We start from the raw sequence: 26,362 nt of genomic DNA on the forward strand, positions 1-26,362 counted from the left end.
TCTTAGGTTCCGGATCTGGTCAGGTCAGCTTGCCGTGGCATTGCTTGTACTTCTTGCCGCTGCCGCAGGGGCACGGGTCGTTGCGGCCGACGCGGGCGAAGGCCAGGGCTTCGGCGCTCAGGGCGCCGGCACCCGCGGCCGCCGCGCGGCGCTGGCTTTCCTCGTCGACGCGCACCTCGACCTCGCCGGTTTCCGTCGGCGCGGTGTAGGTGATGTTGGTGACGTTCTCGCCGCGGCTCTCGAGCGCTTCTGCGGCTTCCTCGAGCTGTTCGCCCGATTGCACGCGCACCGTCATCAGCTGGCGCGTGACTTCGTTCTTGACCGAGTCGAGCAGTTGGCCGAAGAGCTCGAAGGCTTCGCGCTTGTATTCCTGCTTGGGCTGTTTCTGCGCATAGCCGCGCAGGTGGATGCCCTGGCGCAGGTAGTCGAGCGAGGCCAGGTGTTCGCGCCAGTGGGTGTCGATGCTCTGCAGCAGCACCATGCGTTCGAACTGGGTGAAATTCTCCTGGCCGATCAGCGCCACCTTCGCGTCGAAGGTTTCGTTGGCGTGCTGCAGCACCTTCTCGACGATGTCCTCGTCGGCAATGGCTTCCGCGGCCTCGACATCCTTCTTGAGCGGCATGTCGATGCCCCACTCGGTGAAGAGCGTGTTCTCCAGCGCGGCCAGGTCCCACTGCTCCTCGACCGATTCGCTGGGCACGTACTGGCGCACGAGGTCGGTGAAGCAGCCTTCGCGCAGGCCGGCGATCTGCGCCGTGAGGTCGCCCGCGTCGAGGATGTCGTTGCGCTGCTGGTAGATCACCTTGCGCTGGTCGTTCGACACGTCGTCGTACTCGAGCAGCTGCTTGCGGATGTCGAAGTTGCGCGCCTCGACCTTGCGCTGCGCGCTCTCGATGCTGCGCGTGACGATGCCGGCCTCAATGGCTTCGCCGTCGGGCATCTTCAGGCGGTCCATGATCGCCTTGACGCGGTCGCCCGCGAAGATGCGCATCAGCGGATCGTCCAGGCTCAGGTAGAAGCGCGACGAACCCGGGTCGCCCTGGCGGCCCGAACGGCCACGCAGCTGGTTGTCGATGCGGCGCGATTCGTGGCGTTCGGTCGCGATGATGCGCAGGCCGCCGAGCGACTTCACGAACTCGTGGTCCTTGGTCCATTCGGCGCGCACATGCTCGATGTCGGCCTTCTTGGCTGCTTCGTCGCGGCCCTCGTCGGCCTCGATCGCCTCGATCATCTTCTCGATGTTGCCGCCCAGCACGATGTCGGTACCGCGGCCGGCCATGTTGGTCGCGATGGTGATCATCTTCGTGCGGCCGGCCTGCGCCACGATGTCGGCTTCGCGGGCGTGCTGCTTGGCGTTCAGCACCTGGTGCGGCAGGCCCGCCTTCTCGAGCAGGCCGTCGATGATTTCGGAGTTCTCGATGGACGATGTGCCCACCAGCACCGGCTGGCCGCGCTCGTAGCACTCGCGGATGTCCTGGATGGCGGCTTCGTACTTCTCGCGCGTCGTCTTGTAGACGCGGTCGAGCTGGTCGTCGCGCTTGCTGATGCGGTTCGGCGGAATGATCATGGTCTCCAGACCATAGATTTCCTGGAACTCGTAGGCTTCGGTGTCTGCCGTGCCGGTCATGCCGGCGAGCTTGCCGTACAGGCGGAAATAGTTCTGGAAGGTGATCGAGGCCAGCGTCTGGTTCTCGGCCTGGATCTCCACGCCTTCCTTGGCTTCCACGGCCTGGTGCAGGCCGTCGCTCCAGCGGCGGCCGGTCATGAGGCGGCCGGTGAATTCGTCGACGATCACCACTTCGCCCTGCTGAACCACGTAATGCTGGTCGCGGTGGTACAGGTGACGGGCACGCAGCGCCGCGTTCAGGTGGTGCATCAGCGTGATGTTGGCCGGGTCGTAGAGCGACGCGCCTTCGGGCAGCAGCTTGAACTCGCCCAGGATGCGCTCGGCGTTCTCGTGGCCGTCTTCGGTCAGGAAGACCTGGTGCGTCTTCTCGTCGACCGTGAAGTCGCCGGGCACCGTGACGCCTTCGCCGGTGCGCGGGTCGGCTTCGCCTTCCTGCTTGGTCAGCAGCGGCACCACCTTGTTGATGGCCAGGTAGAGGTCGGTGTGGTCTTCGGCCTGGCCGCTGATGATCAGCGGCGTGCGGGCCTCGTCGATCAGGATCGAGTCCACCTCGTCGACGATCGCGTAGTTCAGGCCGCGCTGCACCCGGTCGCCGGGCTCGTAGACCATGTTGTCGCGCAGGTAGTCGAAGCCGTACTCGTTGTTCGTGCCGTACGTGATGTCGCTGCCGTAGGCCTGCTGCTTTTCCTCGCGCGGCATCTGCGGCAGGTTGATGCCGACGGTGAGGCCGAGGAAGTTGTAGAGGCGGCCCATCCAGGTCGCGTCGCGGCTGGCCAGGTAGTCGTTCACCGTGACCACGTGCACGCCCTTGCCGGTCAGCGCATTCAGGTACACCGGCAGCGTGGCGGTCAGCGTCTTGCCTTCGCCGGTGCGCATTTCGGAAATCTTGCCGTTGTGCAGCGCCATGCCGCCCAGCAGTTGCACGTCGAAGTGGCGCATCTTCATGACGCGCTTGGAGCCTTCGCGCACCGTGGCGAAAGCCTCCGGCAGCAGGGCGTCGACGGTCTCGCCCTTGGCGATGCGGTCCTTGAACTCCTGCGTCTTGGCGCGCAGTGCCTCGTCGCTGAGCTTCTCGAACTCGGGTTCGAGCGCATTGATGCGTTCCACCGTCTTGCGATACTGCTTGAGGAGCCGATCGTTGCGACTGCCGAAAATCTGGGTCAGGAAGTTGGTTGCCATGGGTGGAGATGGGCGGGCGCCTGACGCGACAGGCACTTCGACCGGATTCCCTAAGATATGGTGAAAGCAGTTGGGCGCGCTTTCAATGAAAGCAAGCGGCCTTTTTTCCGGCGCGAACGTCGGCAAACCGGGCATTTTAGCTGTCTTGTTTCTAACCCCTGGATTACCCATGTATCGCCGCACGCCACCTCCGATTTCGCTGCAGCAAGCCGCGGAAGGCTCGCCCACCCTGGGCAGCCTGATGGCGCGCGCCCGCGACACGGCGGAGCGGCTGAAAGCCGTGGAGGGCCTGATTCCACCCGCCATGCGCGGGGCTATACAGGCCGGCCCGGCCGAGGGCGATGTGTGGTGCCTGCTGGTGCAGGGCAGCGCCGCCGCCGCCAAGCTGCGCCAGTTGGCCCCGATGCTGGTGACGCGGCTCAAGAACCGGGGCTGGGACGTCGCGAGCATCCGCATCAAGGTGCATACAGGCCGCTGACTGAATGGATGGGTGGGCGGGTGGTCCTATATTTTTCGTCTGGAATTGGATAATATTTCCAGATGACGCCATCCACCGCCCCCGCCGACGCCCGGCTCCTTCTGCTCGACAAGAACCAGGTCGACACCCTGCTCTCGCCCGACGACGTGCTCCGGGCCGTCCGCGAGGCCTTCGTCCTGCACAGCGAGCGCGAAGGCCGGGTGTTCCCGGTGGTGCGCGAACCGCTGAAGACCGGCGGCGTGTTCGGCATCAAGTCGGGCGACGTGCAGGCCCAGGGACTGCTCGGTTTCAAGGCGGCCGGGTTCTGGCCCGCCAACCGGCAGCGCGGCGGCGAGCCGCACCAGGCGACGATCCTGCTGATCGATCCCGCCACTGGCCGCCCCCTGTGCGTGATCGACGGCAACGCGGTCACGACCGTTCGCACCGGCGCGGCGGGCGGGCTGGGCCTGCAGCAGCTCGCGCGGCCCGACAGCACCCGGCTGTGCCTGTTCGGCACCGGCGTGCAGGCACGCATCCAGCTCGACTTCGCGCTGCGCCTGCTGCCCTCTCTGAGCGACGTTCTCTATATGAGCGCCGACGGCCAGCGCAAGCCGGCATTCGAAGCAATCTTTGCCGGGCGCTGCAACATCGCCCCCGCCGCCGACCGCAACGCGGCCGTCTCTCGAAGCGACGTGGTGATCACCGCCACGCCGGGCGGCGGCGCCCTCTTCGAGCTGGAGGCCGTGCAGCCCGGCACCCATCTGAACTGCGTCGGCGCCGATACCCGAGGCAAGCGCGAGCTGCCGGAAGGCCTGCTGCCGCGCGCCCGGCTTTTCGTCGACGACAGCACCCAGGCCCGGCAGATCGGCGAAACCCAATGGGCACCCGACACGCCAGTCACCGAACTCGGCGACCTGCTGAGCGGAAAAACAAGCTTCCAGCGAGCCCCCGGAGACATCACCGTCTTCGACATGACCGGCCTCGCACTGCAGGACTTGACCGTCGCGCGCCTGCTGCACGCGCAGGCGGACGAAACAAGCTCGGGCACGCGCATCGCCTGGCCCTGGTGAGCCGGGCCGCGGCGGCGCTCTATGCGGTCTCGCCGCCGAACAGCCCGGTCATGAACTGCGTCGACTTCAGGCCCGTGCCGGTCAGCAATGCAACCGTCGTCTCGCCAGCGCGGATGTCGCCGCGCTGCGCCAGCACGTCGATGGCCGCCGCGGCCGAGGCGGATGTCGGCTCGGCGTAGAGCCCGCTCGCGGCCAACTGGCGCACCGCAGCGGCGATCTGCTCCTCGGTCAGCGCCACCGTTTTGCCGCCGGTCTCGCGCAGCGCCTGCAAAATTTCCCGCAGGCGCACGGGCCGCTTGATCGCTGTGCCTTCCGCGATGGTCGGCTGCACGGCGCGCTCCACCAGCGTGTCCACGCCCGCCACGAAGCTCGCGTCGATCGGCGAGCAGTTCAGCGGCTGCGCGACGAAGATGCGCGGCAGCTTGCTGATCTGCCCCGCCGCCAGCAGCTCCTTGAAGCCGATCCAGCAGCCCAGCACGTTGCTGCCCGCTCCGGTCGGAATCACCACGTTGTCGGGCGCAACAAAGCCCAGGTCTTCCCACAGCTCGTAGGCCAGCGTCTTCGTGCCCTCCAGGAAGAAGGGGTGCCAGTTGTGGCTCGCGTAGAAGATCGATTCCGACTGGCGCACCGCCTCGTACTCCGATTCCTCGCGCGGCCCCGGCACCAGTTGCACTTCGGCCCCGAAGGCGCGGATCTGCGCCACCTTGGGCGCCGGCGTGTAGCTGGGCGCCAGCACCTTCACGCGCATGCCCGCCGCCGCACCGGCGGCCGCAATGGCCGCGCCGCCATTGCCCGAGCTGTCCTCCAGCACCGCGTCGACGCCGATCTGGCGCAGGAAGGACATCATCACGGCCGCGCCCCGGTCCTTGAAGCTGCAGGTCGGGTTGAACCATTCGAGCTTGAAATACGGCTCCAGCCCGCCCCAGCGCTTTTGCACCAGCGGCGTACAGCCCTCGCCCATGCTCGCCGGCCTCTCGATGACCACCGGCAGCGCCGCGCGATAACGCCAGAGCGAACGCTCACGCGAATCGATGTCGTCGCGCGAGATGCCGGGCAACGGCGTGACCAGCATCGGATTGCCGTCGTCGGAGCGCCAGCGGCGCTCCGACAGTTCGTGATGCTTGCCGGTGCGCGGATCGACGTAGCGCGCGCGTTCTTTCGAGGTCATTCGCGACTCCATCGGCCAAAACTGGATAATACATCCAGTTTTATACTATTTGTATAATTTGGATTTTTAGTCCAGCGCTGGATACATTCCATGCCATGAAAAAGAAGTCGAACAAGCAGGTGCTCGAAATGCTGCGCAACATGGCCGAAGGCCTGGGCCAGACCTTCGCGCCTTTCTGCGAGGTGGTGGTCCACGACCTGAGCAATCCGAAGAACGCGATCTACGCCATCGAGAACAGCCTGAGCGGCCGGGAAGTCGGCCAGTCGGTCACCGAACTGGGCCTGGCGCGCATCCAGGACCCGGAGTTCCCGGCGGTGATCGCGAACTATGCCAACACCTTTCCGGACGGGCGCAAGGTCAAGAGCACCTCGATCGGCATCAAGGACGAGAGCGGCGAGTACGTGGCGGCGCTGTGCCTGAACGTCGACCTCACGCTGTTCCAGAGCTTCCAGGGCGCGATCTCGCAGTTCACCCGCATCGACGACAAGCAGGTGCACGAGCACATCGAGGCCGGCGGCAACCACACCGACCGCATCCATGCGCGCATCGACGAATTCGCGGCCGCGCGCGCGACCACCTCGCGCTCGCTCAAGCCGGCCGACCGCAAGCAGCTGGTGCAGGATCTGAAGAAGGCCGGCCTGCTGGAAGTGCGCCGCGGCGCGGAGATCGCGGCTGCGCACATGGGCGTGTCGCGCGCCACCGTCTACAGCGACGCAAAGTAAGCCGCCTCCGGGCTACTGGGGCTGCAGGCCGATCTCGTGCGCGGCCTTCTGCCAGCGCTCGGCCTCGGCGCGCAGGAACGCGCGCAATTCCAGCGGCGTCGAGCCCTTCATCTGCACGCCCAGCACCGACAGCCGCTCCTTCACCGACGCATGCTCGAGGGCGGCAATGGCCTCGCGGCGCAGCTTCTCGATCACGTCCAGCGGCGTGGTGGCCGGCGCGACCATGGCCCACCACTGGTCGATCTCCAGGCCCCGGAGATTGTTCTCCGCGAGCGCGGGCACGTTCTGCAGGCCGGGAATGTTCACCCGCTGCGTACTCGTCACCAGCAGCGGCCGGATGCGGTTCGCGCCCAGCAGGCTGGAGCCGCTGGCCATCGTCGCGAAGTGGCCCGCCACCGTGCCGGCGGCCACGTCGGTGAGCGCGGGCGCCGAGCCGCGGTACGGAACCATGTTGAACCTGATCTTCGTGCGGCTCGCGAGCAGTTCCGCCGCCAGGTGGCTCACCGTGCCCGCGCCGCTGTGCGCGATGGCCGGCGGCGCGGCCTTGGCGGCGGCCGTGCGCAGGAAGGTCTTGAAGTCCCTGCTGTCGTCCTCCATGCCCGCGAAGAACACCAGCGGCGACGTGCCGATCATGGTCACGGGCGTGAAGTCGCGCAGCAGGTCGTAGGGCAGCTTGGCGGTCACCGCCGGCGCGATGGCGTGCGGCAGCTCGACGATGGCGATGGTGTAGCCGTCGGGCGCGGCCTTGGCGGCGGCGTCGGTGCCGATCATGCCGGCGGCGCCGGGCTTGTTGTCCACGATCACCGGGCTGCCGATGGTCTGGCTCATGCGCTGCGCCATCGCCCGCGCGATGGCGTCGGTGCTGCCGCCCGCGGCCCACGGCACGACGAGCTTGATCGGCTTGTCGGGGTAGGCAGCCCAGGCGGGCAGGCTTACGGCGAGCAGGGTCGCGGGGCCGGCGGCCAGAACGGCCCGGCGATTCATCGTCGGCATGGGAACTCCTAAGGAATCAGGGTGCGGGATCGGGCCAGCTCGGATCGCTCGACGCGCTGGCGGTCAGCATCAGCACCACGCGCGAGCCGGCCTCGATGGCGTTGCTCTCGCGCAGCTGCTTCAGCGCGGCAAGGCTGCCGGCGGAACACAGCTCGGCGCTCACGCCGGCGGCGGTGAGCAGGCGGCGTGCGGCGCGGGCCTCTTCGTCGCCCACCACCACGGCACTGCCGCCGGTGGCGGTCGCGGCCTGCCATTGCAGGTAGGTCACGGTGGCGCCGGCGGTCGAGAACTGCGCGGTGTGGCCGGGGTAGCTGCCATTGATCGCGCCGCCCGCCTGCACGCACGACAGCCGCGCGAAGGGCTCCACGAGCCACAACTTGGGCAGCCGTGCAATGCGCCCCGCCGCCAGCAGGTCGCGAAAGCCCGCGTAGATGCCCCACGCCAGGTCGCCCCGCGCGGTGGGAATCACGATGTGATCGGGCAGGCCGCCGTCGGTCACGCATTCGAGGGCGATGGGCTTGTAGCCTTCTATGGCCAGCGGCGCGCTGCCCAGAGCCGGCAGGCGGTAGTTGGTGAGCGCGAAGTAGCCGGGGTACTGCGAACGCTCGCGCACGAAGGCCCAGCGGCCCGCGTTGTCGGCGAACACATAGCGCCGCGCGCCCAGCGCATCGAGCTGCCGCGCATAGGTGGCCGGCATGCCCTCGTAGGTGGCCACCTCGCAGCCCAGGCCCGCGGCCCAGGCGTAGTGCGCCGCAGACACCGCCGCGTTGCCCGACGAGGCCAGCACCAGCGTGTGCGCATCGAAGTCGAAGGCCTGAGCCACGCCCACGGCGGTCATGCGGTCCTTGTGCGAGCCGGTCGGATTGCAGGACTCGTCCTTGAGCGCCAGGCTGGCCACGCCGAACTGCTTTGCCAGCTCGGGCATCTGCTGCAGCGGCGTGTTGCCCTCCCCCAGCGTGAAGCCGGGCGCATAGGGCATGGGCATCGCTTCCACCGGGCCGTCGGGCAGGTAGCTGGCGCGCAGCGCGACATGAACGCCCTCGCGCTTGCAGGCCGAACAGCCGTCGTGCGTGAGCGTGATCGGGTAGAGCGCATCGCATCGCAGGCACTGCAGCCCGCGCAGGCGTGGGTTCCGCAGGGGCTTGGGCGTTCGGTCTCGGACCATGCCCGGCAAAGCGCCCGAAGAAGAGGCCGAGGGATCCGCTGGCGGTAGCGCGAACTTGAAGTCCAGAACTGGCGATGTCGTCACGGGCGTCATGTGTTGTAGGTTGTGCCCAAATCTTATGCAATCGGAAATAAAATTACGCAGCCCCAGATACTCAACCGATAACAAAACTTATCGATGCGCTTTGCCGAAATCGAGACATTCCGGGCCCTGATGCGCGGCAGCTCCACGCGCAAGGCCGCCGCCTTGCTGCATCTGACGCAGCCCGCCATCAGCCAGTCCCTCAAGCGTCTCGAAGCACAGGCGGGCATGCTGCTGTTCGAACGCACCGGCGGCCGGCTGGTGCCCACGCCCGAGGCGCGCGCCCTCTGGATCGAGGTCGAGCGGGTGTTCATCGGCATGGACGCCATCGAGCACCGGGTGCGCAGCCTGCGCGACTTCGGCGTGAGCCAGCTCGAGCTGAGCTGCTTTCCGGCCTACGGCCTGGGCTTCATGCCGCGCGCGCTGGCGCGGCTGAAGGCGCACCGCGGCGCGAGCCCCTGGCCGCAGGTGTCGCTGCAGGTGCTGAGTTCCAAGGACGTGCGCGACCGCGTGGCCATGGGCATATCCGACTTCGGTCTGATGGCCGACGAACTCTCGCTCGAAGGCATCGACCACTCCACCTTCGCGCGCTTCCCCGGCGTGGTGGTGATGCCGCCGGACCATGCGCTCGCGCGCTTCAAGACCATCAAGCCGGAGCAGCTGGCCGAGGCGCCCTTCATCGCGCTGAACCCCGAAGACCCTTCGCACCAGCGGCTGGAGGCCGCATTGGCACCGCACGGCGTGGCGCTGCGCGTGCTGGTGCAGACGCCCTATGCTGCCAGCGTCTGCGAGATGGCGCTGCGCGGCCTGGGGGTGGGCCTGGTCAATCCGATCACCGCGCTCGACTATGCGGAACGCGGCCTGGTGGTGCGCAAGTTCTCGGTCGACGTGTACTTCACCTGCCTGCTGGCCATGCCCGCGGGCAAGGTGCTGTCGGCCACCGCGCGCGACTTCATCTCGCTGATGCGCCAGCAACTGGCCGAGGACGAAAAGCGGATCCTGCGCTACCTGCGCTGAGCGCAGGTCACTTCAGGGTGAACTCGTGGTTGAGCCCGATCACGAAGCCGCGCAAGCCCTGCGAGCCGGTGCGCGAGGTGCTCACGTCCACGCTGATGAGCGGCGTGAGGCTGAAGCGCCCGCCGACGCGCGTCGTCCATTCGCCCGCCGCGCGGTTTCGCTCGGCGATGAGCGACACCGTGTCGTTCAGGGCCCATTCGACGGCGGCCCCGCCGCGCGGCGTGCGAACGCCGGTACCGGGCGCCCAGTCGGCGCCCAGGTTCATGTGCACCTGCAGGCTGCTGGCGGGCCGCCAAGTCATCGGCACGACGAACTGCCCGCCCGTGCGGCCGCCACGCTTGAAGTCGGAAACGGTGCTGGCCGACAAGGCGGCGCTGAACGGCGCGTCGGGCGCCTGCCCGAGGAAGTTCCACTTGACCTGCGGACCGCCGGTGACCGAATGAACGCCGCCCACCGAGTTGCGGTCGAGGTTCAGGCCCAGTTCCACCGGCCCCACGCGGCAGGCCGGACCGAAGTGAAAGCCCGTGACCGGCTCCGCGCCGGCGCGGCCCCACCAGGTTTCGTATTGGCATTGGCCCGGGTCGAGCGTGCCGGCATCGTCCACATCGAAATGCCCGGCGGCATGTGCGCCCAGGCTTGCGAACGCAAGACAGGAAGCGGCAAGCATCCGGCCACGGGGCAGCGGTGGTGTTGTCGTTCCTTGCCTGTTGTTTTTCATCGAAAGCATCCCCGCGCCATTCTAGGAATGCCAAAAGTCGACGCCATGACGCGGCGCCCCGCCGCTCAAGAGGCGTTCAGATCTCGAACTGCGGCTGCAGCTCCCGGATGCGCTTGATGGCCACGCCGGCGGCGGCCGTGCGGGTCTCGACACCCAGCTTCACGTACACCCGCTCCAGGTGCTTCTTGGCGGTGGCCGGGCTGCTGCCCAGGATCTCGCCGATGTCCTTGTTGGTCTTGCCCTTGACCACCCAGTAGAGCACCTCGGCTTCGCGCGCCGTGAGCTTCAGGCTCAGGCTCATGGCCTCGATCACGCCGGTGCCGGACACCTCGCGCATGATGATCATCCACTCGTCGCCGTCGTCGTCGCTGCCCGTCTGCTGGTGCAGCCGCAGCGTGAGGCTGCCCGCCCCCTGGGCGATCGACAGCGGCGGCGGCTCGATGCCGCGCTGCTGTGCATCCGGCGCGTGCTTGCGCAGCCACTCGAGCACGACGGGCGGCGTTTCGGGCGCACGGGTCTCGCAGTAGCGCTGCAGCAGGTCGCGCGCCAGCACGGTCTGCCAGATCAGCCGCCCCTCGGGCAGCCGCACGGTGATGCTCGCGTAGCCGAAGGCATCGAGCGCGTTGCGCGCCTGGCCGGCCTGCTGCGCGTCCTGACGGGCGCGGCGCGCGCCCTGCAGATGCACGTTCATGCGCGCCAGCACTTCCTTCGGCTTGATGGGCTTGGTGACGTAGTCGACACCGCCCGCCTCCAGCGCGGCCACCAGGTGCTCGGTCTCGGTCAGGCCGGTCATAAACACGATGGGAATGTGCGCCGTGGCGGCATCGGCCTTGAGCCGGCGCGCCACCTCGAAGCCGTCGATGCCCGGCATCATGGCGTCGAGCAGCACGATGTCGGGCCGGGCCTGCGCGGCGCGCTGCAAGGCCTGCTCGCCGTTGGTGGCGATCAGCACCGTGTAGCCCGATTCGTCGAGCGCGTCGTGCAGCACCGCGAGGTTGTCGGGCACGTCGTCCACGATCAGCACGAGGTCGCTGTTGGCGCCCTGCTGCTCGCGCAGCGTACGGGCAAGCGGCGATGTTTCCATGGTCGGTATCGAAGGGGTGGTGGTCGTCGTCATGGCGCGCTCACCGCGGCCTCGGCCAGCGCGCGGCTCATGGCTTCGAACTGGAATTGCCGGGCCAGCGCGCGCTGGGCCTCGGTCCATGCCATGCATTCGGGCTGCGCCGCGTCGATGTCGTCGAGCTGGTTCATGATGCCGCGGAAGTAACCCAGGCCCACGGCCTCCTCGAGCGCCCGCAGCCGGGCCAGCGAAGGCGCCTGCAGCGCGCGCGGCGCCGCCGCCGGCACGGGCTTCGCAGCGGCGGCCTCGGTCCATTGCAGGCCCAGCCTGCGCTCCAGCCAGTCGAGCAGTTCGGTGTGCCGCACCGGCTTGACGAAGAAGTCCTCGGGCGCGATGCCCACGTCGTTGTCGAGTCCCTTGTCGAAAGCGTTGGCCGAGACGATGGCCACCGAGGCCTCGGTCAGCCCCAGCTTGCGCGCGCGACGGATGGTCTCCCAGCCGTCGATGCCGGGCATGGCGAGGTCGACGAACATCGCGTCGGGCCGGTAGCCGGCGGCGATCAGGTCCAGCGCGTCGTGCCCGCTGGCCGCGCTGCGCAGCTCGAAGCCCAGCGGCGCGAGCACATGGCCCAGCAGGTCGCGGTCGGCTTCCTCGTTGTCGACCACCAGCAGGCGGCGGCGCGGGCCTTCGTAGCCGCGCCGCGCGCGCTGCACAGGCAGCGGCCGGCCGATGCCGCCCACGGTGTCGTGCACGCGCGGCAGGAACAGCCGCACGCAGAACAGCGAGCCTTCGCCCGGCGTGCTGCGCACCTTCATCTCGCCGCCCATCAGGTCGGTCAGCATCTTCGCGATGGTCAGCCCGAGCCCCGCGCCCGGCGCCGCCGACGCGCCCGCCGCCCCCACCGCATTGCCGCGCGCAAAGGGCTCGAAGATGCGCTCGATGTCCTCGGGCGGCATGCCGGGGCCGGTGTCCTCGATCTCGACCGACGCGAACTCGCGCGCATAGGCCAGCCGCAGCGTCACCTGCCCCGCCGCCGTGAACTTGATGGCATTGCCCAGCAGGTTGATGAGGATCTGCAGCACGCGCTTTTCGTCCGCGCGCACCACCTCCGGCAACGGGCCGGCGGCCTCGAAGCGGAACTGCAGCCCCTTCTCCGCCGCCTGCAGCTCGAACATGTCGGCCAGTTCGCGCAGCGTGTCGGCAAAGCGCATCGGCCGCGCATGCAGCGTGAGCTTGCCAGCCTCGATGTGGGCGATGGCCAGCGTGCCTTCGATCAGCGACAGCAGATGCTCGCCGCCGCGCTTGATGACCGCCACCGCCTGCTGCCGGTGCGGCGGCACCGACTGGTCTTCGCCCATCAGCTGCGCGTAGCCCAGGATGCTGTTGAGCGGCGTGCGCAGCTCGTGGCTGATGGCGCTGATGTAGCGGCTCTTGGCCTGGTTGGCCTGGTCGGCGGCCTGCTTGGCGAGTTCGGCCGCGAGCTTGGCGTGCTCGGCCACTTCGCGCGCCTCGTCGGCCGCCTGCTTGGCCGCCTGCAGCGCGCGGTCGGTCTCGCGGTGCAGCTCGATCTCGCGCACCAGCAGGTGCGTCTGGCGGTTCGATTCTTCCTGCGCCACCTTGCGGCTCTGGTGCGCCAGCACCAGCCACCACGCCACGATGCCCGCGATGACCAGCAGCGCCATGTAGGCCTTGAGAAAGCCCGAGCGCAGCGACAGCTTCTGCACGCCCGCCAGCGCGGCCGCCACGTCGGCCTGCGAAGCCAGCTCCAGCGCGCCTTCGCCGAACGCGCGCAGCTCCTGCTGATAAAGCACGCCGAACACCACCGCCAGCAGCGGCACGATGACCAGCATCAGCAGCAGGAAGTGGCCCAGCCCCGTATCCAGGTAGCGCCAGCTGCGCCGCGGCAGCAGCCAGCGCAGCACCGCCGACCACTGCGCCGACAGGCTAGCGTGCGGCTTGCACAGGTCGCCGCAGCGAGCGTCGAGCGTGCAGCACAGCGAGCAGATGGCGCCCTGGTAGGCCGGGCAATGAGCCATGTCGGGGCCTTCGTACTCGCGCTCGCAGATCACGCAGTGCTGCACCGTGAGGCGCCGGTAGCTGCCCTGGCCGCTGTCGTCATGCTCCACCTTCGCCCAGCGCACCGCGCGGGGCCCCGGCGCGGGCGCGAAGGCCACGGCGCCATGCGCCCACGAGCCGCGCGCCAGGTAGTACTTGCCGCCCGTGGCCCATGCCAGCAGCGGCGAGGCCACCAGCGCCGTGCCCAGCGCGATCAATGCAGAGAACGCCTGCGCCAACGGCCCGAACAGGCCCAGGTGCGCGGTGATCGAAAGCCCCGAGGCCAGCGCCATCGCGCCCACACCCACCGGGTTGATGTCCCACAGGTGCGCGCGCTTGAACTCGATGCCCGGCGGCGACAGTCCCAGCGGCTTGTTGATGACCAGGTCTGCCACCACGGCCATCATCCAGGCGATGGCGATGTTGGCGAACAGCCCGAGCACGTCGCCCAGCGCCTCGAACACGTTCATCTCCATCAGCATGAAGGCGATCAGCGCGTTGAACACCACCCACACCACCCGCCCCGGGTGGCTGTGCGCCACGCGCGAGAAGAAGTTGCTCCATGCCAGCGAGCCGGCATAGGCGTTGGTGACGTTGATCTTGAGCTGCGAGATCACCACGAACAGCGCCGTGGCCGCCACCGCCCAGCCGTAGTTCGGAAACACGTACTCGTAGGCCGCCAGGTACATCTGGTTGGGGTCGACCGCGCGTTCGGCCGGCACCATGTGCGTGATCGCCAGGTAGGCCAGCAGCGCCCCGCCCAGCATCTTGAGCACCCCCAGCACCACCCAGCCCGGCCCGCCGGCCAGCACGCCGGCCCACCAGCGGCGCGCCGTGGCCGCGGTGCGCGCGGGCATGAAGCGAAGGTAGTCGGCCTGCTCGCCCATCTGCGTGATCAGCGCGATGCCGACCGTGAGCGCAGCGCCAAAGAGGTGCAGATTGAAGCCCTGCGTGCCGGCCCTGACACCGTTGTAGTGCACAATGCCCGCGAAAGCACCAGGATCGCGCATCAGCACATAGCCGAAAGGCACGACCAGCATCAGCAGCCACAGCGGCTGCGTCCACAGCTGCAGCCGGCTGATGGCCGACACCCCGTGCGTGACCAGCGGAATCACCACCAGCGCGCACACCAGGTAGCCCCAGACCGGCGGGATGCCCAGCGCCAGCTCCAGCGCATAGGCCATCACCGCCGCCTCGAGCGCGAAGAAGATGAAGGTGAAGCTCGCGTAGATCAGCGAAGTGAGCGTGGAGCCGATGTAGCCGAAGCCCGCGCCGCGCGTGAGCAGGTCCATGTCGACGCCGTAGCGCGCCGCGTACACGCTGATCGGCAGGCCTGCCAGGAAGATGATGAGTCCGGTCGCCAGGATCGCCCAGAAGGCGTTGGCGAAGCCGTACTGCACCAGCAGCGTGGCGCCCACCGCCTCCAGGATCAGGAAAGACGCCGCCCCGAAGGCCGTGTTCGCCACCCGCCATTCGGACCACTTGCGAAAGCGCTGCGGGGTGTAGCGCAGGGCGTAGTCTTCCAGCGTTTCGCTGGCGACCCAGCTGTTGTAGTCGCGCCGCACCTTGACGATGCGCTGCGGGGCGTCGTCCGGGGTGGTTGTGGCGGCTTCAGGGTTCACACCGTTTCGGTGCATCTTCCGTGCCATCCGTACGGCTTTTGGCGAACAGGGCACGACTGTTGCAAAGAAGCCAGCTTGCCCATAATGACCGCCTCTCCCCGCCACCCGATGCCAATCCCATGGAACTGACCCCGCGCGAAAAAGACAAGCTGCTGATCTTCACCGCGGCGCTGCTCGCCGAACGCCGCAAGGCACGCGGCCTGAAGCTGAACTACCCCGAAGCCATCGCCCTGATCTCCGCCGCCGTGATGGAAGGCGCGCGCGACGGCAAGAGCGTCGCCGAACTCATGAGCGACGGGCGCAACGTGCTCACCCGCGCCGACGTGATGGAAGGCATCGCCGAGATGATCCCGGACATCCAGATCGAAGCCACCTTCCCCGACGGCACCAAGCTCGTGACCGTCCACCAGCCCATTGTCTGAAACTCGAAGAACAAAAGGACTTTCCATGCGCCACAACATTTCCAGAACCCTTGCCCTCGCCGCCTTGCTGCTGCCGCTCGCGGCCAGCGCCCACACCGGCGTCGACGGCGGCATGCACCACGGATTCGTCACCGGCTTCATGCACCCGCTGACCGGCGCCGACCACCTGGCCGCGATGGTCGCGGTCGGCCTGTGGAGCGCGCTGGCCGCGCGCCGGGCCTGGCCCGACCTGCTGTGGGCGCCGCTGGCCTTCGCCGGCATGCTGCTGGCGGGTGCGTTGATGGGGCTGGCCGGCGTGCAGCTGCCGGCGGTCGAGCCGATGATCGCGGCCTCGCTGCTGGTGCTGGGCCTGCTGGTGGTCACGCGCGTGCACCTGCCGGCCGTGGTGGCGATGGCCGTGGTCGGCGTGTTCGCCGTCTTCCACGGCGTGGCCCACGGCTACGAACTCGCGAGCGAACAGGGCGCCGCCCTCACGCTGGCCGGCATGGTCAGCGCAACGGTGCTGCTGCACGCGGCCGGCATCGCGGTGGGCTGGGCGCTGCGCCATGCCAACGCCTGGCTGCCGCGCGTGGCCGGCGCCGCGGTGGTCGGCCTGGGCGCCACGCTGCTCGCGCAGGCAATCTGAGGCAGGGCCGCTCATGATTCCCGGCGAACTCTTCACCGACGACGGCGAGCACGCGCTCAACCCCGGCCGCCGCACCCTCACGCTGGTGGTGCAGAACACCGCCGACCGGCCGATCCAGGTCGGCTCGCACTATCACTTCGCCGAGACCAACGGCGCGCTCGGCTTCGACCGCGAGGCCGCGCGCGGCATGCGGCTGAACATCGCCTCGGGCGCCGCGGTGCGCTTCGAGCCGGGCCAGCAGCGCACGGTCGAGCTGGTCGACTTTTCCGGCGATCGCATCGTCTACGGCTTTCGCGGCCTCGTTCAAGGAAAACTCTGATGGCGACCATTGGCAGACGCGCCTACGCGGAAATCTTCGGCCCCACGGTGGGCGACCGCGTACGCCTTGCGGACACCGAACTGCTGATCGAAGTCGAGGCCGACTACACCCTGCGCGCCGGCGGCTACGGCGAGGAAGTGAAGTTCGGCGGCGGCAAGACCATCCGCGACGGCATGGCGCAATCGCAGCGCACCCGGGCACAGGGCGCGGTCGACACCGTGCTCACCAACGCGCTCATCCTCGACCACTGGGGCATCGTCAAGGCCGACATCGGCCTGAAGGACGGCCGCATCGCCGCCATCGGCAAGGCCGGCAACCCCGACGTGCAGCCGGGCGTGGACATCGTCATCGGCCCCGGCACCGAGATCATCAGCTGCGAGGGCAACATCGTCACCGCCGGCGGCATCGACAGCCACATCCACTTCATCTGCCCGCAGCAGATCGAGGAGGCGCTGTCCTCCGGCGTGACCACCATGCTCGGCGGCGGCACCGGCCCCGCCACCGGCACCTTCGCGACCACCTCCACGCCCGGGCCCTGGCACATCGAGCGCATGCTGCAGGCGGCCGACGCCTTCCCGATGAACCTGGGCTTCCTCGGCAAGGGCAACGCGAGCCTGCCGCACGCGCTGCAAGAGCAGATCGAGGCAGGCGTCATCGGCCTGAAGCTGCATGAAGACTGGGGCACCACGCCCGCGGCCATCAGCAACTGCATGGACGTGGCCGACGCCACCGACACGCAGGTGGCCATCCACAGCGACACGCTCAACGAATCGGGCTTCGTCGAGAACACCATCGCCGCCGTGGGCGGACGCGCCATCTGCGCCTTCCACACCGAAGGCGCGGGCGGCGGCCATGCGCCCGACATCCTGCGCGTGGTGGGCGAGGCCAACTTCCTGCCCTCTTCCACCAACCCCACGATGCCCTACACCGTGAACACGCTCGACGAGCACGTCGACATGCTCATGGTGTGCCACCACCTGGACGCCGGTATTCCGGAAGATTTGGCCTTCGCCGAATCGCGCATCCGCAAGGAAACCATCGCCGCGGAAGACGTGCTGCACGACCTGGGCGCCATCAGCATGTTCAGCTCCGACAGCCAGGCCATGGGCCGCGTCGGCGAGGTCATCATTCGCACCTGGCAGACCGCGCACAAGATGAAGCTGCAGCGCGGCACGCTACCCGAGGACAGTGCGCGCAACGACAACTTCCGCGCTCGGCGCTACGTCGCCAAGTACACGATCAACCCCGCCATCGCGCACGGCATCGCGCACGAGGTGGGCTCGCTCGAAGTCGGCAAGTGGGCCGACATCGTGATCTGGAAGCCGGCCTTCTTCGGCGTGAAACCATTCACCATCCTGAAGGGCGGCACCATCGCGATGGCGGCCATGGGCGACCCGAACGCATCGATCCCCACGCCGCAGCCGGTGCACTACCGCCCGATGTTCGGCGCCTACGGCGGCTCGCTCGCGAAAAGCTCGCTCACCTTCGTCTCGCAGGCCGGGCTGGCATCGGGCATCAAGGAACGCTACGGCCTGGCCAAGCACCTGAGCGCGGTGAAGAACATCCGCGGCGTGCGCAAGAAGGACCTGATCCACAACGGCTACACGCCGAAGATGGAGATCGACGCGCAGACCTACGCGGTGCGCGCCGACGGCAACCTGCTGACCTGCGAGCCGGCCAAGCTGCTGCCCATGGCGCAGCGGTATTTCCTGTTCTGAGACCCGGGCGTGCGCCTGCTTGACAGGCTGCGTATCCTCGAAGGTATTCATCCAGCCAGCGGGCGCCTTTCAGGGGCGCTCCATTTGCATCATGCTCACCGCCAACAAACTCATGCCCCAGGGCCGCGGCCTCGCGCCCGTGCTGCTCAAGCGCGCAGCCACCATCGAGCTCGACTGGGACATCCGCCAGAAGAGCCGCTTCGACGCCACCGACTCGCAGGGCCGCCAGATCGGCGTGTTCCTGCCGCGCGGCACGGCCGTGCGGGGTGGCGACGTGCTGGTGGCCGAGGACGGCTCGCTGGTGCGCGTGATCGCGGCGCCGCAGCCCGTCCTGCGCATCACGCACTGCACCGCCCACGGCACGCCTTTCGACCTGACGCGCGCCGCCTACCACCTGGGCAACCGGCACGTGCCGATCGAGCTGAAGCCCGACCACCTGAAGATCGAGCCCGACCATGTGCTGGCCGACATGCTGCGGTCGATGCACCTGATCGTGGTGGCCGTCGACGAGGCCTTCGAGCCCGAGGGCGGCGCTTATGGCTCGCACGAGCATTCGCACGGCCACGGCCACGATCACCACGGCCATGACCACCATCATGGCCACTCGCATGGCGACAGCGGCAGCAAGGGCCCGAAGCCGCTCGTGCTCGCGCCGGAACTGCTGGGCGACGACCATGGCCACGGCCCTCATGGCCACTCGCACTGAACAACCGCCGACGTGTCCGCCCAAAGCCTGCTGCAGCTGATCTGGCTCGCCTCTCCGGCGCTGCCCGTGGGCGGCTTCTCCTACTCCGAAGGCGTGGAAGCGGCCGTCGAATGGGCCGGTGTCGATTCCGAACCGCGCGCCGCCGAATGGCTCGCCGACCAGTTGCACCTGAGCTTCGCGCGCGGCGACCTTGCCGTCTTCGCACAGGCCGTGCAAGCCTGGCGCGCCAACGACACGAAGCGTGTCCGCCAGCTCAACGACTGGGTGCTGGCCACCCGCGAATCCGCCGAATTCTTCCTGCAGACCGAGCAGATGGGCCGCTCCTTCGTCGAGTGGCTCAAGCTGCACCACGCCGACACCGCCCAAGTCTTCGCCGACCTGCCCGCGAGCTACCCCATCGCCTTCGCCTTCGCGGCCAGCCGCACCGATGCCACGGTGCACGACTGCTGCCTGGCCTTCGCCTTCGGCTGGGCCGAGAACATGGTCGCCGCCGCCGTCAAGGCCGTGCCGCTGGGCCAGAGCGCGGGCCAGCGCATCCTCGGGCGGCTGTCGAACGAAATTCCCGAAGCCGTCACCCGCGCCATCGCCCTCGGCGACGACGAGCGCCAGGCCTTCGCGCCCCTGCTGGCGGTGTTGTCGGCACGCCATGAAACACAATATTCCCGCCTCTTCCGAAGCTGAACCGGACACCCTTCCATGACCTCCGCCCTGCACCACATTCCCCACCGCACCAAGAGACTGCCCCCGCTGCGCGTGGGCATCGGCGGCCCGGTCGGTTCCGGCAAGACCACGCTGCTCGAAATGCTCTGCAAGGCGATGCGCGACAAGTACGACCTCATCGCCATCACCAACGACATCTACACCAAGGAAGACCAGCGCCTGCTGACCGTGGCCGGCGCGCTGCCGGCCGAGCGCATCATGGGCGTGGAGACGGGCGGCTGCCCTCACACCGCCATCCGCGAAGACGCGTCGATCAACCTCGAGGCCATCGACCGCATGCTCGAGGACTTTCCGGACGCCGACGTGGTGTTCGTCGAATCGGGTGGCGACAACCTCGCGGCCACCTTCAGCCCCGAGCTGTCGGACCTCACCATCTACGTGATCGACGTGGCGGCCGGCGAGAAGATTCCGCGCAAGGGCGGCCCCGGCATCACCAAGAGCGACCTCTTCGTCATCAACAAGACCGATCTCGCGCCTTATGTGGGCGCGAACCTCGACGTGATGGAACAGGACACCCAGCGCATGCGCCGCCAGCGCCCCTACGTGATGACCAACCTCAAGACGCTCACGGGCGTGGCCGAGGTGGTGTCGTTCATCGAGGAACGCGGCATGCTCGCCGCGGGCTGAGGCCGCCCGACAAGACCATCAATTCAAGGCAGGCCGAGGTAGACCCGCAGATCGTCCTTGACCGTGCCCGCCGAAGCCACGGCGGTGCGAAGGCGCTCCTCGCTCACGCCGAACCACTGGGTCCAGTAGTCGACCTCCTTGAGGTCGGTGACATCGATCCGCTCATCGTCCTGCGGAATGCGGATCTCGCTGTCGTCGGGCATCGTCGTCTCCTGAAGGGGAAGAAATGGGGTTGAAGGACAGGAGACGCAGTCTCCATGCCCCTCGCCCGCCGCCAGCCGGACGACGCCGACGCGGCGTGCAGGACATCGTCCTACCCGCCGCTTTATTCTTCCCGGGGTCGCTTCAGAGTTCGCTGCCGTCCCGCAGCTGCCGTGCCTTGTAGACCAGCCGTACGCTCGCGCGGCGCGGGTCGCTGACCTGCTGCACATAGACGTCGGTGTCGTTGCTCACCCATGCGGCATACGCGCTGCCCGGGTCGCGCGAGGCCAGTTCGTTGCCGAACATGCCGCGGCCCCATTGCACGAGCGCGGCAAAGGCGGCAGCGCCGCTGTCGGAGGCGCCTTGCGCCGTCGCCACGTACTCGACGCGGCGCAGCTCCGAGGCGGCAAAGAAGAAGGTGGGTTCGAACAGCAGCCCGGCCATTTGCACGGGTGCCCCGCGCCAGCTGCCGAGAAGGCCGCCGCCCAGGCGCTGGGGCCGCTGCACGCGCTCGGCGGCGGGCAGCGCGGCCTGGAGTTCGTCGGCCGTCATGCCCAGCCGCACGCCCGGCGGCAGGGCCTGCGCATGCAGGGCGCCGGAAACGACAAGGGCGCTTGCAGCAAGCGCCCGGATAAGAGTCAGTGAAACAGTGGATCGCAAGGTTGGCATCGGGGAGGAAGGCAGCGGCACCGTGGGACCGCGAGTATGACGCGGAGTTCCATGCGGGCCGTTGCCTCCTGCGCCCGGGCCTGCCGGGCGGCCCGTGCCTCAGTCCTCGACGAAGGCTTCTTCGCGCTTGGCCTTCACCGAAGGCAGCAGCACCAGCACCAGCAGCAGCGCTGCGGCGATCAGCAGGCCCGCCGACAGCGGACGCGTGACGAACACGCTCCAGTCGCCGCGCGACAGCAGCAGCGCGCGGCGCAGGTTCTCTTCCATCATCGGGCCCAGGATGAAGCCCAGCAGCAGCGGCGCGGGCTCGCACTTGAGCTTGAGGAACAGGTAGCCCACGATGCCGAAGATCGCCACCATCCACACGTCGAAGGTGTTGTTGTTCTCCGAGTACACGCCCACCGCGCAGAACAGCACGATCGACGGGAAGAGCCACTTGTAGGGAATGGTCAGCAGCTTGATCCAGATGCCGATCATCGGCAGGTTCAGCACGATCAGCATCAGGTTGCCGATCCACATCGAGGCAATGAGGCCCCAGAACAGTTCCGGGTTGCTGGTCATGACCTGCGGGCCGGGCTGGATGTTGTGGATGGTCATCGCGCCCACCATCAGCGCCATCACGGCGTTGGGCGGAATGCCCAGCGTCAGCAGCGGAATGAAGGAGGTCTGCGCGCCGGCGTTGTTGGCCGACTCGGGGCCGGCCACGCCGCGGATGTTGCCCTTGCCGAAGGCGATCTCGCCCTGCTTGAGCTTGATCTTCTTCTCGATGGTGTAGGCCGCGAAGGCCGACAGCAGCGCGCCGCCGCCCGGCAGGATGCCCAGGGCGGAGCCCAGCGCGGTGCCACGCAGCACGGCAGGCGTCATGTCCTTGAAGTCCTGCTTGGTGGGCCACAGGCCCTTCACCTTGGCGGTGAACACTTCGCGCTCATGCTCCGGCACGGCCAGGTTGGCGATGATTTCGCCGTAGCCGAACACGCCCATGGCGATGGCGATGAAGCCGATGCCGTCGGTCAGCTCCGGAATGTCGAAGCTGTAGCGCGCCACGCCCGAATTCACGTCGGTCCCCACCAGGCCCAGGGCCAGGCCCAACAGGATCATCGTGATGGCCTTGAGCAGCGAGCCCGAGGCCAGCACCACGGCACCGATCAGGCCCAGGATCATCAGCGAGAAATATTCGGCGGGGCCGAACTTAAAGGCGAGTTCAGTGAGCGGCGGCGCGAAGGCGGCCAGGATCAGCGTGCCCACGCAACCCGCGAAGAACGAGCCCAGGCCCGCCGCAGCGAGCGCGGGCCCGGCCCTGCCTTTTCTGGCCATCTGGTAGCCGTCGATCACGGTCACCACCGACGAGGATTCGCCCGGCAGGTTCACCAGAATCGCGGTGGTGGAGCCGCCGTACTGCGCGCCGTAGTAGATGCCGGCCAGCATGATCAGCGCCGACACGGGGGGCAGCGCATAGGTCGCGGGCAGCAGCATCGCGATGGTCGCGACCGGGCCGATGCCCGGCAGCACGCCGATCAGGGTGCCCAGCAGGCAGCCCACGAAGGCGTAGACGAGGTTCTGCGCCGTGAAGGCGACGCCGAAGCCGATCGAGAGATTGGTAATCAGGTCCATGTGTCTTGTCTTTGGTCTTGTTGTTCTTCTTCGTGCATCAGCCGGAGATGAAGGTCGGCCACACCTGGAACTGCAGCTTCAGCGCCACCACGAAGGCCAGGTAGCTGCCCAGCGCGAGGATGCTCGCGAGCACGGTCACGCCCTTCCAGCCGAAGTTGTCGCCCGCCAGGCTGGCGATGAAGGTCAGCGCGTAGATCGCCACGATCAGCCCCATCGACGGCAGGCCGATGCTCGGCAGGCCGCCCAGCAGCACGCCGAAGATCAGGTTCGCGCCGATGATGAAGACCAGCGGCTTCCATGCGATGCTGCCGATGGGCTCGCCGTCTTCCGTTTCCACGCTGAGCGCCTTGAGCGTGATGAGCACGCCCATGAGGGCAATGAGGATGCCCACGATCAGGGGAAAGTAGCCCGGGCCCATGCGGGCGCCGCTGCCGACGTTGTAGGTCGTGGCTCCCCATGCGAAGGCCACGCCGAAGGCGCTGAAAAGTACGCCTGAGCAGAAGTCTCTCTGACTCTTGATTCTCACCGTTGATGTCTCCTGGAACTGCATTGATCGGCACAAGACGTGCGCAGCCGATCCTAGGAATTCAGGAGCCCGGTGTGTATGAACAAAACATTGCCGTTCGGCAATGTGGGGAACCTGCGGGGTCCGTGCGTCAGTCGCCGGCCATCGGCAGGTCGATGCACACGCGCAGGCCCGGCGCGGCATCGCCCAGCTGCAGCTTGCCGCCGTGCAGCGCGACCACGGCCTGCACGCTGGCCAGCCCGAGGCCGTGCCCCGGCGTGCTGCGGTCCAGGCGATGAAAGCGCACGCCGATGCGCTCGAACTCGGTGGGCGGAACGCCGGGGCCGTTGTCCTGCACGAACAGCTGCGCCCTGCCGTCCACCGTGTGCGTGCCGATGCGCACCGTGGCGCCGCCGCCCGCGTACTTGAGCGCGTTGTCCAGCAGGTTGGCCGCCGCGCCGGCGAGCAGGTCGCGGTCGCCCAGCGCGAAGGCCCTGTCGGCCGGCTCGCGCAGCAGCGTGATGCCGCGCATCTCGGCCACCGCCTCGTACAGCTCGGCCACGTCGTCGGCAATGACATGCAGCGCCACCTGCGCGAACTGCTGCCGCCGCGCGCCGGCCTCGACCTCGGCGATCTGCAGCAGCTTCTCGAACACCACGGCCAGTTCCTCGAGCTCGCGAATGGCCGTGGCCACGGCCTCGCGCTGCGGGTCGCCCGCGCCCAGTTCCTGCTCCACCGCGCGCAGCCGCACCAGCACGCGCGTGAGCGGCGTGCGCAGGTTGTGCGCGATGGTGTTGGACACATGGCGCACGCCGTCCATCAGCGACTGGATGCGGTCGAGCATCGCGTTGATGTCGTGCTCCAGCAATGCGAATTCGTCTTCCTCGCCCGAAGGCTCGACCCGCTCCTGCAGTTCGCCGGCCGCGATGCGCGCCGCGGTGCGCCGCACCGCGCCCACGCTGCGCTCCAGCTCCTGGCGGAACACGAAGGTGCCGCCGATCAGCAGCAGCACCGCCACGATGCCCGCCGCCGCGCTCGCGCTGGCGACCAGCGACTCGATCGACTCCTGGTCGCGCAGGTCGTGCCCCACCACCAGCAGGCCGCCGTCGGACAGGTGCCGCATCACGATGTAACCGATGGCGCTCTGGCCCGAGCGCACCACGCGCCGGTGCACGCCGTCGCCGGCGTCCGGCGCCAGCGAGGGAATCTGGTCGAGGTTGCCCGCGAGCTTGCGGCCCTCGCGGTCGGTGAGCAGATAGATCTCGTTGTCGGAGTTGCGTCCGTCGGCCAGCGCATAACCGATCTCGCCCACCACGCCGTCGGCGCCGCGCGCGTCGTAGCGCACCATCAGCTGCTGCATGCTGGCCGACACCTGGCGCACCATGCGCTGCTGCAGCACGCCCACGGTCTGCATGTAGACGATGGCCAGCGCCGCGAGCATGGTGATCGCGACCAGCAGCCCGTAGTAGAAGGCCAGCCGGAAACCCACCGAGCGCCACAGCTGGCGCAGCGTGCGGATCATTGCGGCGGTGCCAGCGTGTAGCCCACGCCGCGCACGGTGTGGATCAGCGTCGGCGCACCGCCCGCGTCGAGCTTGCCGCGCAGCCGGCTCACCTGCACGTCGATCACGTTGGTCTGCGGATCGAACTGGTAGTCCCACACGGCCTCCAGCAGCATGGTGCGGGTGACCACCTGGCCCGGATGCATCATCAGGTAGGCCAGCAGCCTGAACTCGCGCGGCTGCAGCGCGATGGGCCGGCCCGCGCGCTCCACGTGGCGGCGCGCGAGATCGAGCGTGAGGTCGGCCAGTTGCAGCAGGCGGATCTCTGGCCCGGTGCGCGAGCGCCGCACCAGCGCCTCGGCCCGCGCCGCGAGTTCCGAGAAGGCGAAGGGCTTGGCAAGGTAGTCGTCGCCGCCGGCCTTGAGGCCGCGCACGCGCTCGTCGAGCGCGCTCAGCGCGCTGAGCACCAGCACCGGCGTCTTCTTGCCGAGCGCGCGCATCGTCGAAAGAATGGACAGCCCGTCGACCTCGTTGGGCAGCATGCGGTCGAGGATCACCAAGTCCCACGACTCGCCGGTGGCACGGGCCAGCGCGTCGGTGCCGTCACGGCTGATCACGGCCACGTGGCCGAGCGAACGGAAGCCCTCGGCAATGTAGCGGGCGTTGTCGGCGTCGTCCTCGACGATGAGGCAGCGCCACATGGCGGTGGCGCCTAGCACCTCGGCGCCGCGCCCTCGTGCGGGGCAGCGGGGTAGACCGGCGAATGAAGAAGATCGGGGAGGGGCTGCGTTCTGGTGCTCATGGCAATGGAGTCGGCCGGCCCACCGTCCATCCGGGCGCCGCCGGGACGATCCTAGCCGCGATTCAACCAGAGAATGCGGCGCCGCTTCATTACCATTTGTCCATGTTGGGCTGCTATGCCTGCGGCTGAAGAAGCGGCAGGCGCAGCGTGAGGCCCAGCACGCCGCTGGCGTGCGGCGCCGAATAGATGCGCCCGCCGTGGTGGCTGGCAATGCGCTCGCAGGCCTTGGCGCTGGCTCTCACGATCGCCGCATGCGTGCTGTCGAAGAACCCGGCAAGGGGCGGCCGCGCATCGACGGCATCGAGGTCGCGCCAGTGGATCACGGCCTGCTTGCCGTCCGCATGCGCGGACACCTGCAGCGTGGCATCGGCGCGCATCACGCTGGCGGCATAGGCCGTGACCTTGGCGAAGAGTTCGCCCAGCTCCGACTCGATCGCGAGCACGGGCACGGCCTCCCGCGGCAGCTGGATGTCCAGTCGGATGGCCTCGCGGGCCGTGTCGCCCGAGGCCGCGCCCAGCAGCGGCCGCAGGTCGTGCACGCGGCTCGCGCCCAGCCGATGCCGCATGTCCCGCGCGGATTGCGCCGCGAGCTCGCGCGCCTTCGCGCCCTGCCGCAGGTTGGCGACGAACAGCGAACCCATCATGCAGATCACGCCGCCGAGGCCGAGAAGAATCGCGCCGGCGATGATGGTGCCGAGATGGCCGGTCTGCAGTCCGCCGGTCATCGGCGGGCTCCCTCGGGCGGCGCGTCGGCGCCGCGCGCGCAGTCATTGCCCGGGCCGGGCCGCGGCGCTTCGCAGGCCTGCCAGCCCGGCGCCTGCATGCGGGGAACGAACTGTGGCGGCGGCGGGCGGTAGGGCATGGGCGGCGGGGGCAGGACGATGCAGCCCGCAAGGCTTGCACCCGCCAGGGCGCCCGCGAGGAGTCGGAGTCGGTTCATTGAAAACTCGTTGCTGTGGATGAACGAACGGGCAACGAAGAAAGAGGGCACGCGCCCTCTTT

The 26,362-nt window shown here is 68.4% G+C and carries 26 protein-coding genes; 11 read left to right on the top strand and 15 right to left on the bottom strand.

The genetic code is table 11. The features are described from left to right. Window positions 1-19: 19 nt before the first annotated feature. Window positions 20-2,806 (bottom strand): preprotein translocase subunit SecA, encoded by a 2,787-nt coding sequence (secA, locus tag L3V85_RS27345; RefSeq protein ID WP_237675794.1) that lies wholly within the window; start codon window positions 2,804-2,806, stop codon window positions 20-22. Window positions 2,807-2,975: 169 nt separating this feature from the next. Between secA and L3V85_RS27350 the strand changes: the two genes are divergently transcribed. After that, the gene (locus L3V85_RS27350) at window positions 2,976-3,284 is read left to right on the top strand and encodes a hypothetical protein (protein ID WP_237675795.1); all 309 of its coding nucleotides are present in this window, start codon (window positions 2,976-2,978) and stop codon (window positions 3,282-3,284) included. 62 nt (window positions 3,285-3,346) lie between these two features. Continuing rightward, the gene (locus L3V85_RS27355) at window positions 3,347-4,333 is read left to right on the top strand and encodes an ornithine cyclodeaminase family protein (RefSeq protein WP_237675796.1); all 987 of its coding nucleotides are present in this window, start codon (window positions 3,347-3,349) and stop codon (window positions 4,331-4,333) included. 19 nt (window positions 4,334-4,352) lie between these two features. Here the strand turns inward: L3V85_RS27355 and L3V85_RS27360 are convergent, their stop codons facing one another. After that, entirely contained in the window at window positions 4,353-5,501 is a 1,149-nt protein-coding gene (locus L3V85_RS27360) for a threonine synthase (RefSeq protein WP_237675797.1), read from the bottom strand. 95 nt (window positions 5,502-5,596) lie between these two features. Between L3V85_RS27360 and L3V85_RS27365 the strand changes: the two genes are divergently transcribed. After that, a complete protein-coding gene (locus L3V85_RS27365) occupies window positions 5,597-6,223 on the top strand; it encodes a helix-turn-helix transcriptional regulator (RefSeq protein WP_237675798.1) in 627 nt (208 codons plus the stop codon). Between the two features lie 12 nt (window positions 6,224-6,235). On the opposite strand, the gene L3V85_RS27370 is transcribed toward L3V85_RS27365, so the two are convergent. Together L3V85_RS27370 and L3V85_RS27375 are read right to left on the bottom strand one after the other, a co-directional pair. Further along, window positions 6,236-7,216, bottom strand: a complete 981-nt coding sequence (locus tag L3V85_RS27370; protein ID WP_237675799.1) for a Bug family tripartite tricarboxylate transporter substrate binding protein — start codon at window positions 7,214-7,216, stop codon at window positions 6,236-6,238. A gap of 16 nt (window positions 7,217-7,232) precedes the next feature. After that, entirely contained in the window at window positions 7,233-8,474 is a 1,242-nt protein-coding gene (locus L3V85_RS27375) for a pyridoxal-phosphate dependent enzyme (RefSeq protein WP_237675800.1), read from the bottom strand. An 84-nt stretch (window positions 8,475-8,558) separates the two neighbouring features. Here L3V85_RS27375 and L3V85_RS27380 point away from each other — a divergent pair, with 84 nt between their 5' ends. Further along, the gene (locus L3V85_RS27380; RefSeq protein WP_237675801.1) at window positions 8,559-9,479 is read left to right on the top strand and encodes a LysR substrate-binding domain-containing protein; all 921 of its coding nucleotides are present in this window, start codon (window positions 8,559-8,561) and stop codon (window positions 9,477-9,479) included. A gap of 7 nt (window positions 9,480-9,486) precedes the next feature. Here the strand turns inward: L3V85_RS27380 and L3V85_RS27385 are convergent, their stop codons facing one another. From L3V85_RS27385 to L3V85_RS27395, 3 genes are all read right to left on the bottom strand, one after another. After that, window positions 9,487-10,146 (bottom strand): hypothetical protein, encoded by a 660-nt coding sequence (locus L3V85_RS27385; protein ID WP_237675802.1) that lies wholly within the window; start codon window positions 10,144-10,146, stop codon window positions 9,487-9,489. 127 nt (window positions 10,147-10,273) lie between these two features. Further along, window positions 10,274-11,281 carry a response regulator transcription factor gene (locus L3V85_RS27390; RefSeq protein ID WP_237680662.1) on the bottom strand — a complete coding sequence of 336 codons (1,008 nt, stop codon included), beginning with the start codon at window positions 11,279-11,281 and terminating at the stop codon, window positions 10,274-10,276. Window positions 11,282-11,310: 29 nt separating this feature from the next. Further along, window positions 11,311-14,949, bottom strand: coding sequence for a hybrid sensor histidine kinase/response regulator (locus L3V85_RS27395; protein WP_237675803.1), 3,639 nt, complete (start codon window positions 14,947-14,949; stop codon window positions 11,311-11,313). A gap of 104 nt (window positions 14,950-15,053) precedes the next feature. Between L3V85_RS27395 and L3V85_RS27400 the strand changes: the two genes are divergently transcribed. The 7 genes from L3V85_RS27400 to ureG all read left to right on the top strand — a co-directional run bounded on the left by L3V85_RS27400 (window position 15,054) and on the right by ureG (window position 20,071). Next, complete coding sequence (locus L3V85_RS27400) at window positions 15,054-15,356, top strand: urease subunit gamma (protein ID WP_237675804.1); 303 nt, start codon at window positions 15,054-15,056, stop codon at window positions 15,354-15,356. Window positions 15,357-15,381: 25 nt separating this feature from the next. Beyond that, window positions 15,382-15,981, top strand: a complete 600-nt coding sequence (locus L3V85_RS27405; protein ID WP_237675805.1) for a HupE/UreJ family protein — start codon at window positions 15,382-15,384, stop codon at window positions 15,979-15,981. A 13-nt stretch (window positions 15,982-15,994) separates the two neighbouring features. After that, window positions 15,995-16,300: an urease subunit beta gene (locus L3V85_RS27410; RefSeq protein ID WP_093057422.1), complete on the top strand. Its 306-nt coding sequence runs from the start codon at window positions 15,995-15,997 to the stop codon at window positions 16,298-16,300. After that, window positions 16,300-18,018, top strand: a complete 1,719-nt coding sequence (ureC, locus tag L3V85_RS27415) for an urease subunit alpha (protein WP_237675806.1) — start codon at window positions 16,300-16,302, stop codon at window positions 18,016-18,018. The genes L3V85_RS27410 and ureC overlap by 1 nt, the downstream gene beginning before the upstream one ends. A 91-nt stretch (window positions 18,019-18,109) precedes the next feature. Continuing rightward, the gene (gene ureE / locus L3V85_RS27420; RefSeq protein ID WP_237675807.1) at window positions 18,110-18,724 is read left to right on the top strand and encodes an urease accessory protein UreE; all 615 of its coding nucleotides are present in this window, start codon (window positions 18,110-18,112) and stop codon (window positions 18,722-18,724) included. A 12-nt stretch (window positions 18,725-18,736) separates the two neighbouring features. Continuing rightward, entirely contained in the window at window positions 18,737-19,405 is a 669-nt protein-coding gene (locus L3V85_RS27425) for an urease accessory protein UreF (RefSeq protein ID WP_237675808.1), read from the top strand. Window positions 19,406-19,420: 15 nt separating this feature from the next. Then, window positions 19,421-20,071: an urease accessory protein UreG gene (gene ureG, locus L3V85_RS27430; protein ID WP_237675809.1), complete on the top strand. Its 651-nt coding sequence runs from the start codon at window positions 19,421-19,423 to the stop codon at window positions 20,069-20,071. 23 nt (window positions 20,072-20,094) lie between these two features. Here the strand turns inward: ureG and L3V85_RS27435 are convergent, their stop codons facing one another. From L3V85_RS27435 to L3V85_RS27470, 8 genes are all read right to left on the bottom strand, one after another. Further along, entirely contained in the window at window positions 20,095-20,274 is a 180-nt protein-coding gene (locus tag L3V85_RS27435) for a DUF3606 domain-containing protein (RefSeq protein WP_237675810.1), read from the bottom strand. A gap of 142 nt (window positions 20,275-20,416) precedes the next feature. Continuing rightward, window positions 20,417-20,941 (bottom strand): hypothetical protein, encoded by a 525-nt coding sequence (locus L3V85_RS27440; RefSeq protein ID WP_237675811.1) that lies wholly within the window; start codon window positions 20,939-20,941, stop codon window positions 20,417-20,419. Between the two features lie 99 nt (window positions 20,942-21,040). Further along, on the bottom strand, window positions 21,041-22,552 hold the full coding sequence (locus L3V85_RS27445) for a tripartite tricarboxylate transporter permease (RefSeq protein WP_237675812.1): 1,512 nt from the start codon (window positions 22,550-22,552) through the stop codon (window positions 21,041-21,043). A gap of 37 nt (window positions 22,553-22,589) precedes the next feature. After that, window positions 22,590-23,078: a tripartite tricarboxylate transporter TctB family protein gene (locus tag L3V85_RS27450; RefSeq protein ID WP_237675813.1), complete on the bottom strand. Its 489-nt coding sequence runs from the start codon at window positions 23,076-23,078 to the stop codon at window positions 22,590-22,592. 130 nt (window positions 23,079-23,208) lie between these two features. Then, on the bottom strand, window positions 23,209-24,579 hold the full coding sequence (locus L3V85_RS27455) for a sensor histidine kinase (protein WP_237675814.1): 1,371 nt from the start codon (window positions 24,577-24,579) through the stop codon (window positions 23,209-23,211). Beyond that, window positions 24,576-25,259: a response regulator transcription factor gene (locus L3V85_RS27460; protein ID WP_237675815.1), complete on the bottom strand. Its 684-nt coding sequence runs from the start codon at window positions 25,257-25,259 to the stop codon at window positions 24,576-24,578. Before L3V85_RS27460 ends, L3V85_RS27455 begins: the two co-directional genes overlap by 4 nt. Before the next feature lie 214 nt (window positions 25,260-25,473). Beyond that, complete coding sequence (locus tag L3V85_RS27465; protein ID WP_237675816.1) at window positions 25,474-26,085, bottom strand: ATP-binding protein; 612 nt, start codon at window positions 26,083-26,085, stop codon at window positions 25,474-25,476. Next, on the bottom strand, window positions 26,082-26,300 hold the full coding sequence (locus L3V85_RS27470; protein ID WP_237675817.1) for a hypothetical protein: 219 nt from the start codon (window positions 26,298-26,300) through the stop codon (window positions 26,082-26,084). Before L3V85_RS27470 ends, L3V85_RS27465 begins: the two co-directional genes overlap by 4 nt. Window positions 26,301-26,362: the final 62 nt, after the last annotated feature.

It is taken from the genome of Variovorax paradoxus (genome assembly GCF_022009635.1).
Lineage (GTDB): Bacteria > Pseudomonadota > Gammaproteobacteria > Burkholderiales > Burkholderiaceae_C > Variovorax.

Excerpts from the sequence above, each read along its gene's own strand:
- secA (WP_237675794.1), bottom strand. The coding sequence starts at position 2,806 with ATGGCAACCAACTTCCTGACCCAGATTTTCGGCAGTCGCAACGATCGG.
- L3V85_RS27350 (WP_237675795.1), top strand. The coding sequence starts at position 2,976 with ATGTATCGCCGCACGCCACCTCCGATTTCGCTGCAGCAAGCCGCGGAA.
- L3V85_RS27355 (WP_237675796.1), top strand. The coding sequence starts at position 3,347 with ATGACGCCATCCACCGCCCCCGCCGACGCCCGGCTCCTTCTGCTCGAC.
- L3V85_RS27360 (WP_237675797.1), bottom strand. The coding sequence starts at position 5,501 with ATGACCTCGAAAGAACGCGCGCGCTACGTCGATCCGCGCACCGGCAAG.
- L3V85_RS27365 (WP_237675798.1), top strand. The coding sequence starts at position 5,597 with ATGAAAAAGAAGTCGAACAAGCAGGTGCTCGAAATGCTGCGCAACATG.
- L3V85_RS27370 (WP_237675799.1), bottom strand. The coding sequence starts at position 7,216 with ATGCCGACGATGAATCGCCGGGCCGTTCTGGCCGCCGGCCCCGCGACC.
- L3V85_RS27375 (WP_237675800.1), bottom strand. The coding sequence starts at position 8,474 with ATGACGCCCGTGACGACATCGCCAGTTCTGGACTTCAAGTTCGCGCTA.
- L3V85_RS27380 (WP_237675801.1), top strand. The coding sequence starts at position 8,559 with ATGCGCTTTGCCGAAATCGAGACATTCCGGGCCCTGATGCGCGGCAGC.
- L3V85_RS27385 (WP_237675802.1), bottom strand. The coding sequence starts at position 10,146 with ATGCTTGCCGCTTCCTGTCTTGCGTTCGCAAGCCTGGGCGCACATGCC.
- L3V85_RS27390 (WP_237680662.1), bottom strand. The coding sequence starts at position 11,281 with ATGGAAACATCGCCGCTTGCCCGTACGCTGCGCGAGCAGCAGGGCGCC.
- L3V85_RS27395 (WP_237675803.1), bottom strand. The coding sequence starts at position 14,949 with ATGCACCGAAACGGTGTGAACCCTGAAGCCGCCACAACCACCCCGGAC.
- L3V85_RS27400 (WP_237675804.1), top strand. The coding sequence starts at position 15,054 with ATGGAACTGACCCCGCGCGAAAAAGACAAGCTGCTGATCTTCACCGCG.
- L3V85_RS27405 (WP_237675805.1), top strand. The coding sequence starts at position 15,382 with ATGCGCCACAACATTTCCAGAACCCTTGCCCTCGCCGCCTTGCTGCTG.
- L3V85_RS27410 (WP_093057422.1), top strand. The coding sequence starts at position 15,995 with ATGATTCCCGGCGAACTCTTCACCGACGACGGCGAGCACGCGCTCAAC.
- ureC (WP_237675806.1), top strand. The coding sequence starts at position 16,300 with ATGGCGACCATTGGCAGACGCGCCTACGCGGAAATCTTCGGCCCCACG.
- ureE (WP_237675807.1), top strand. The coding sequence starts at position 18,110 with ATGCTCACCGCCAACAAACTCATGCCCCAGGGCCGCGGCCTCGCGCCC.
- ureG (WP_237675809.1), top strand. The coding sequence starts at position 19,421 with ATGACCTCCGCCCTGCACCACATTCCCCACCGCACCAAGAGACTGCCC.
- L3V85_RS27435 (WP_237675810.1), bottom strand. The coding sequence starts at position 20,274 with ATGCCCGACGACAGCGAGATCCGCATTCCGCAGGACGATGAGCGGATC.
- L3V85_RS27440 (WP_237675811.1), bottom strand. The coding sequence starts at position 20,941 with ATGCCAACCTTGCGATCCACTGTTTCACTGACTCTTATCCGGGCGCTT.
- L3V85_RS27445 (WP_237675812.1), bottom strand. The coding sequence starts at position 22,552 with ATGGACCTGATTACCAATCTCTCGATCGGCTTCGGCGTCGCCTTCACG.
- L3V85_RS27455 (WP_237675814.1), bottom strand. The coding sequence starts at position 24,579 with ATGATCCGCACGCTGCGCCAGCTGTGGCGCTCGGTGGGTTTCCGGCTG.
- L3V85_RS27460 (WP_237675815.1), bottom strand. The coding sequence starts at position 25,259 with ATGTGGCGCTGCCTCATCGTCGAGGACGACGCCGACAACGCCCGCTAC.
- L3V85_RS27465 (WP_237675816.1), bottom strand. The coding sequence starts at position 26,085 with ATGACCGGCGGACTGCAGACCGGCCATCTCGGCACCATCATCGCCGGC.
- L3V85_RS27470 (WP_237675817.1), bottom strand. The coding sequence starts at position 26,300 with ATGAACCGACTCCGACTCCTCGCGGGCGCCCTGGCGGGTGCAAGCCTT.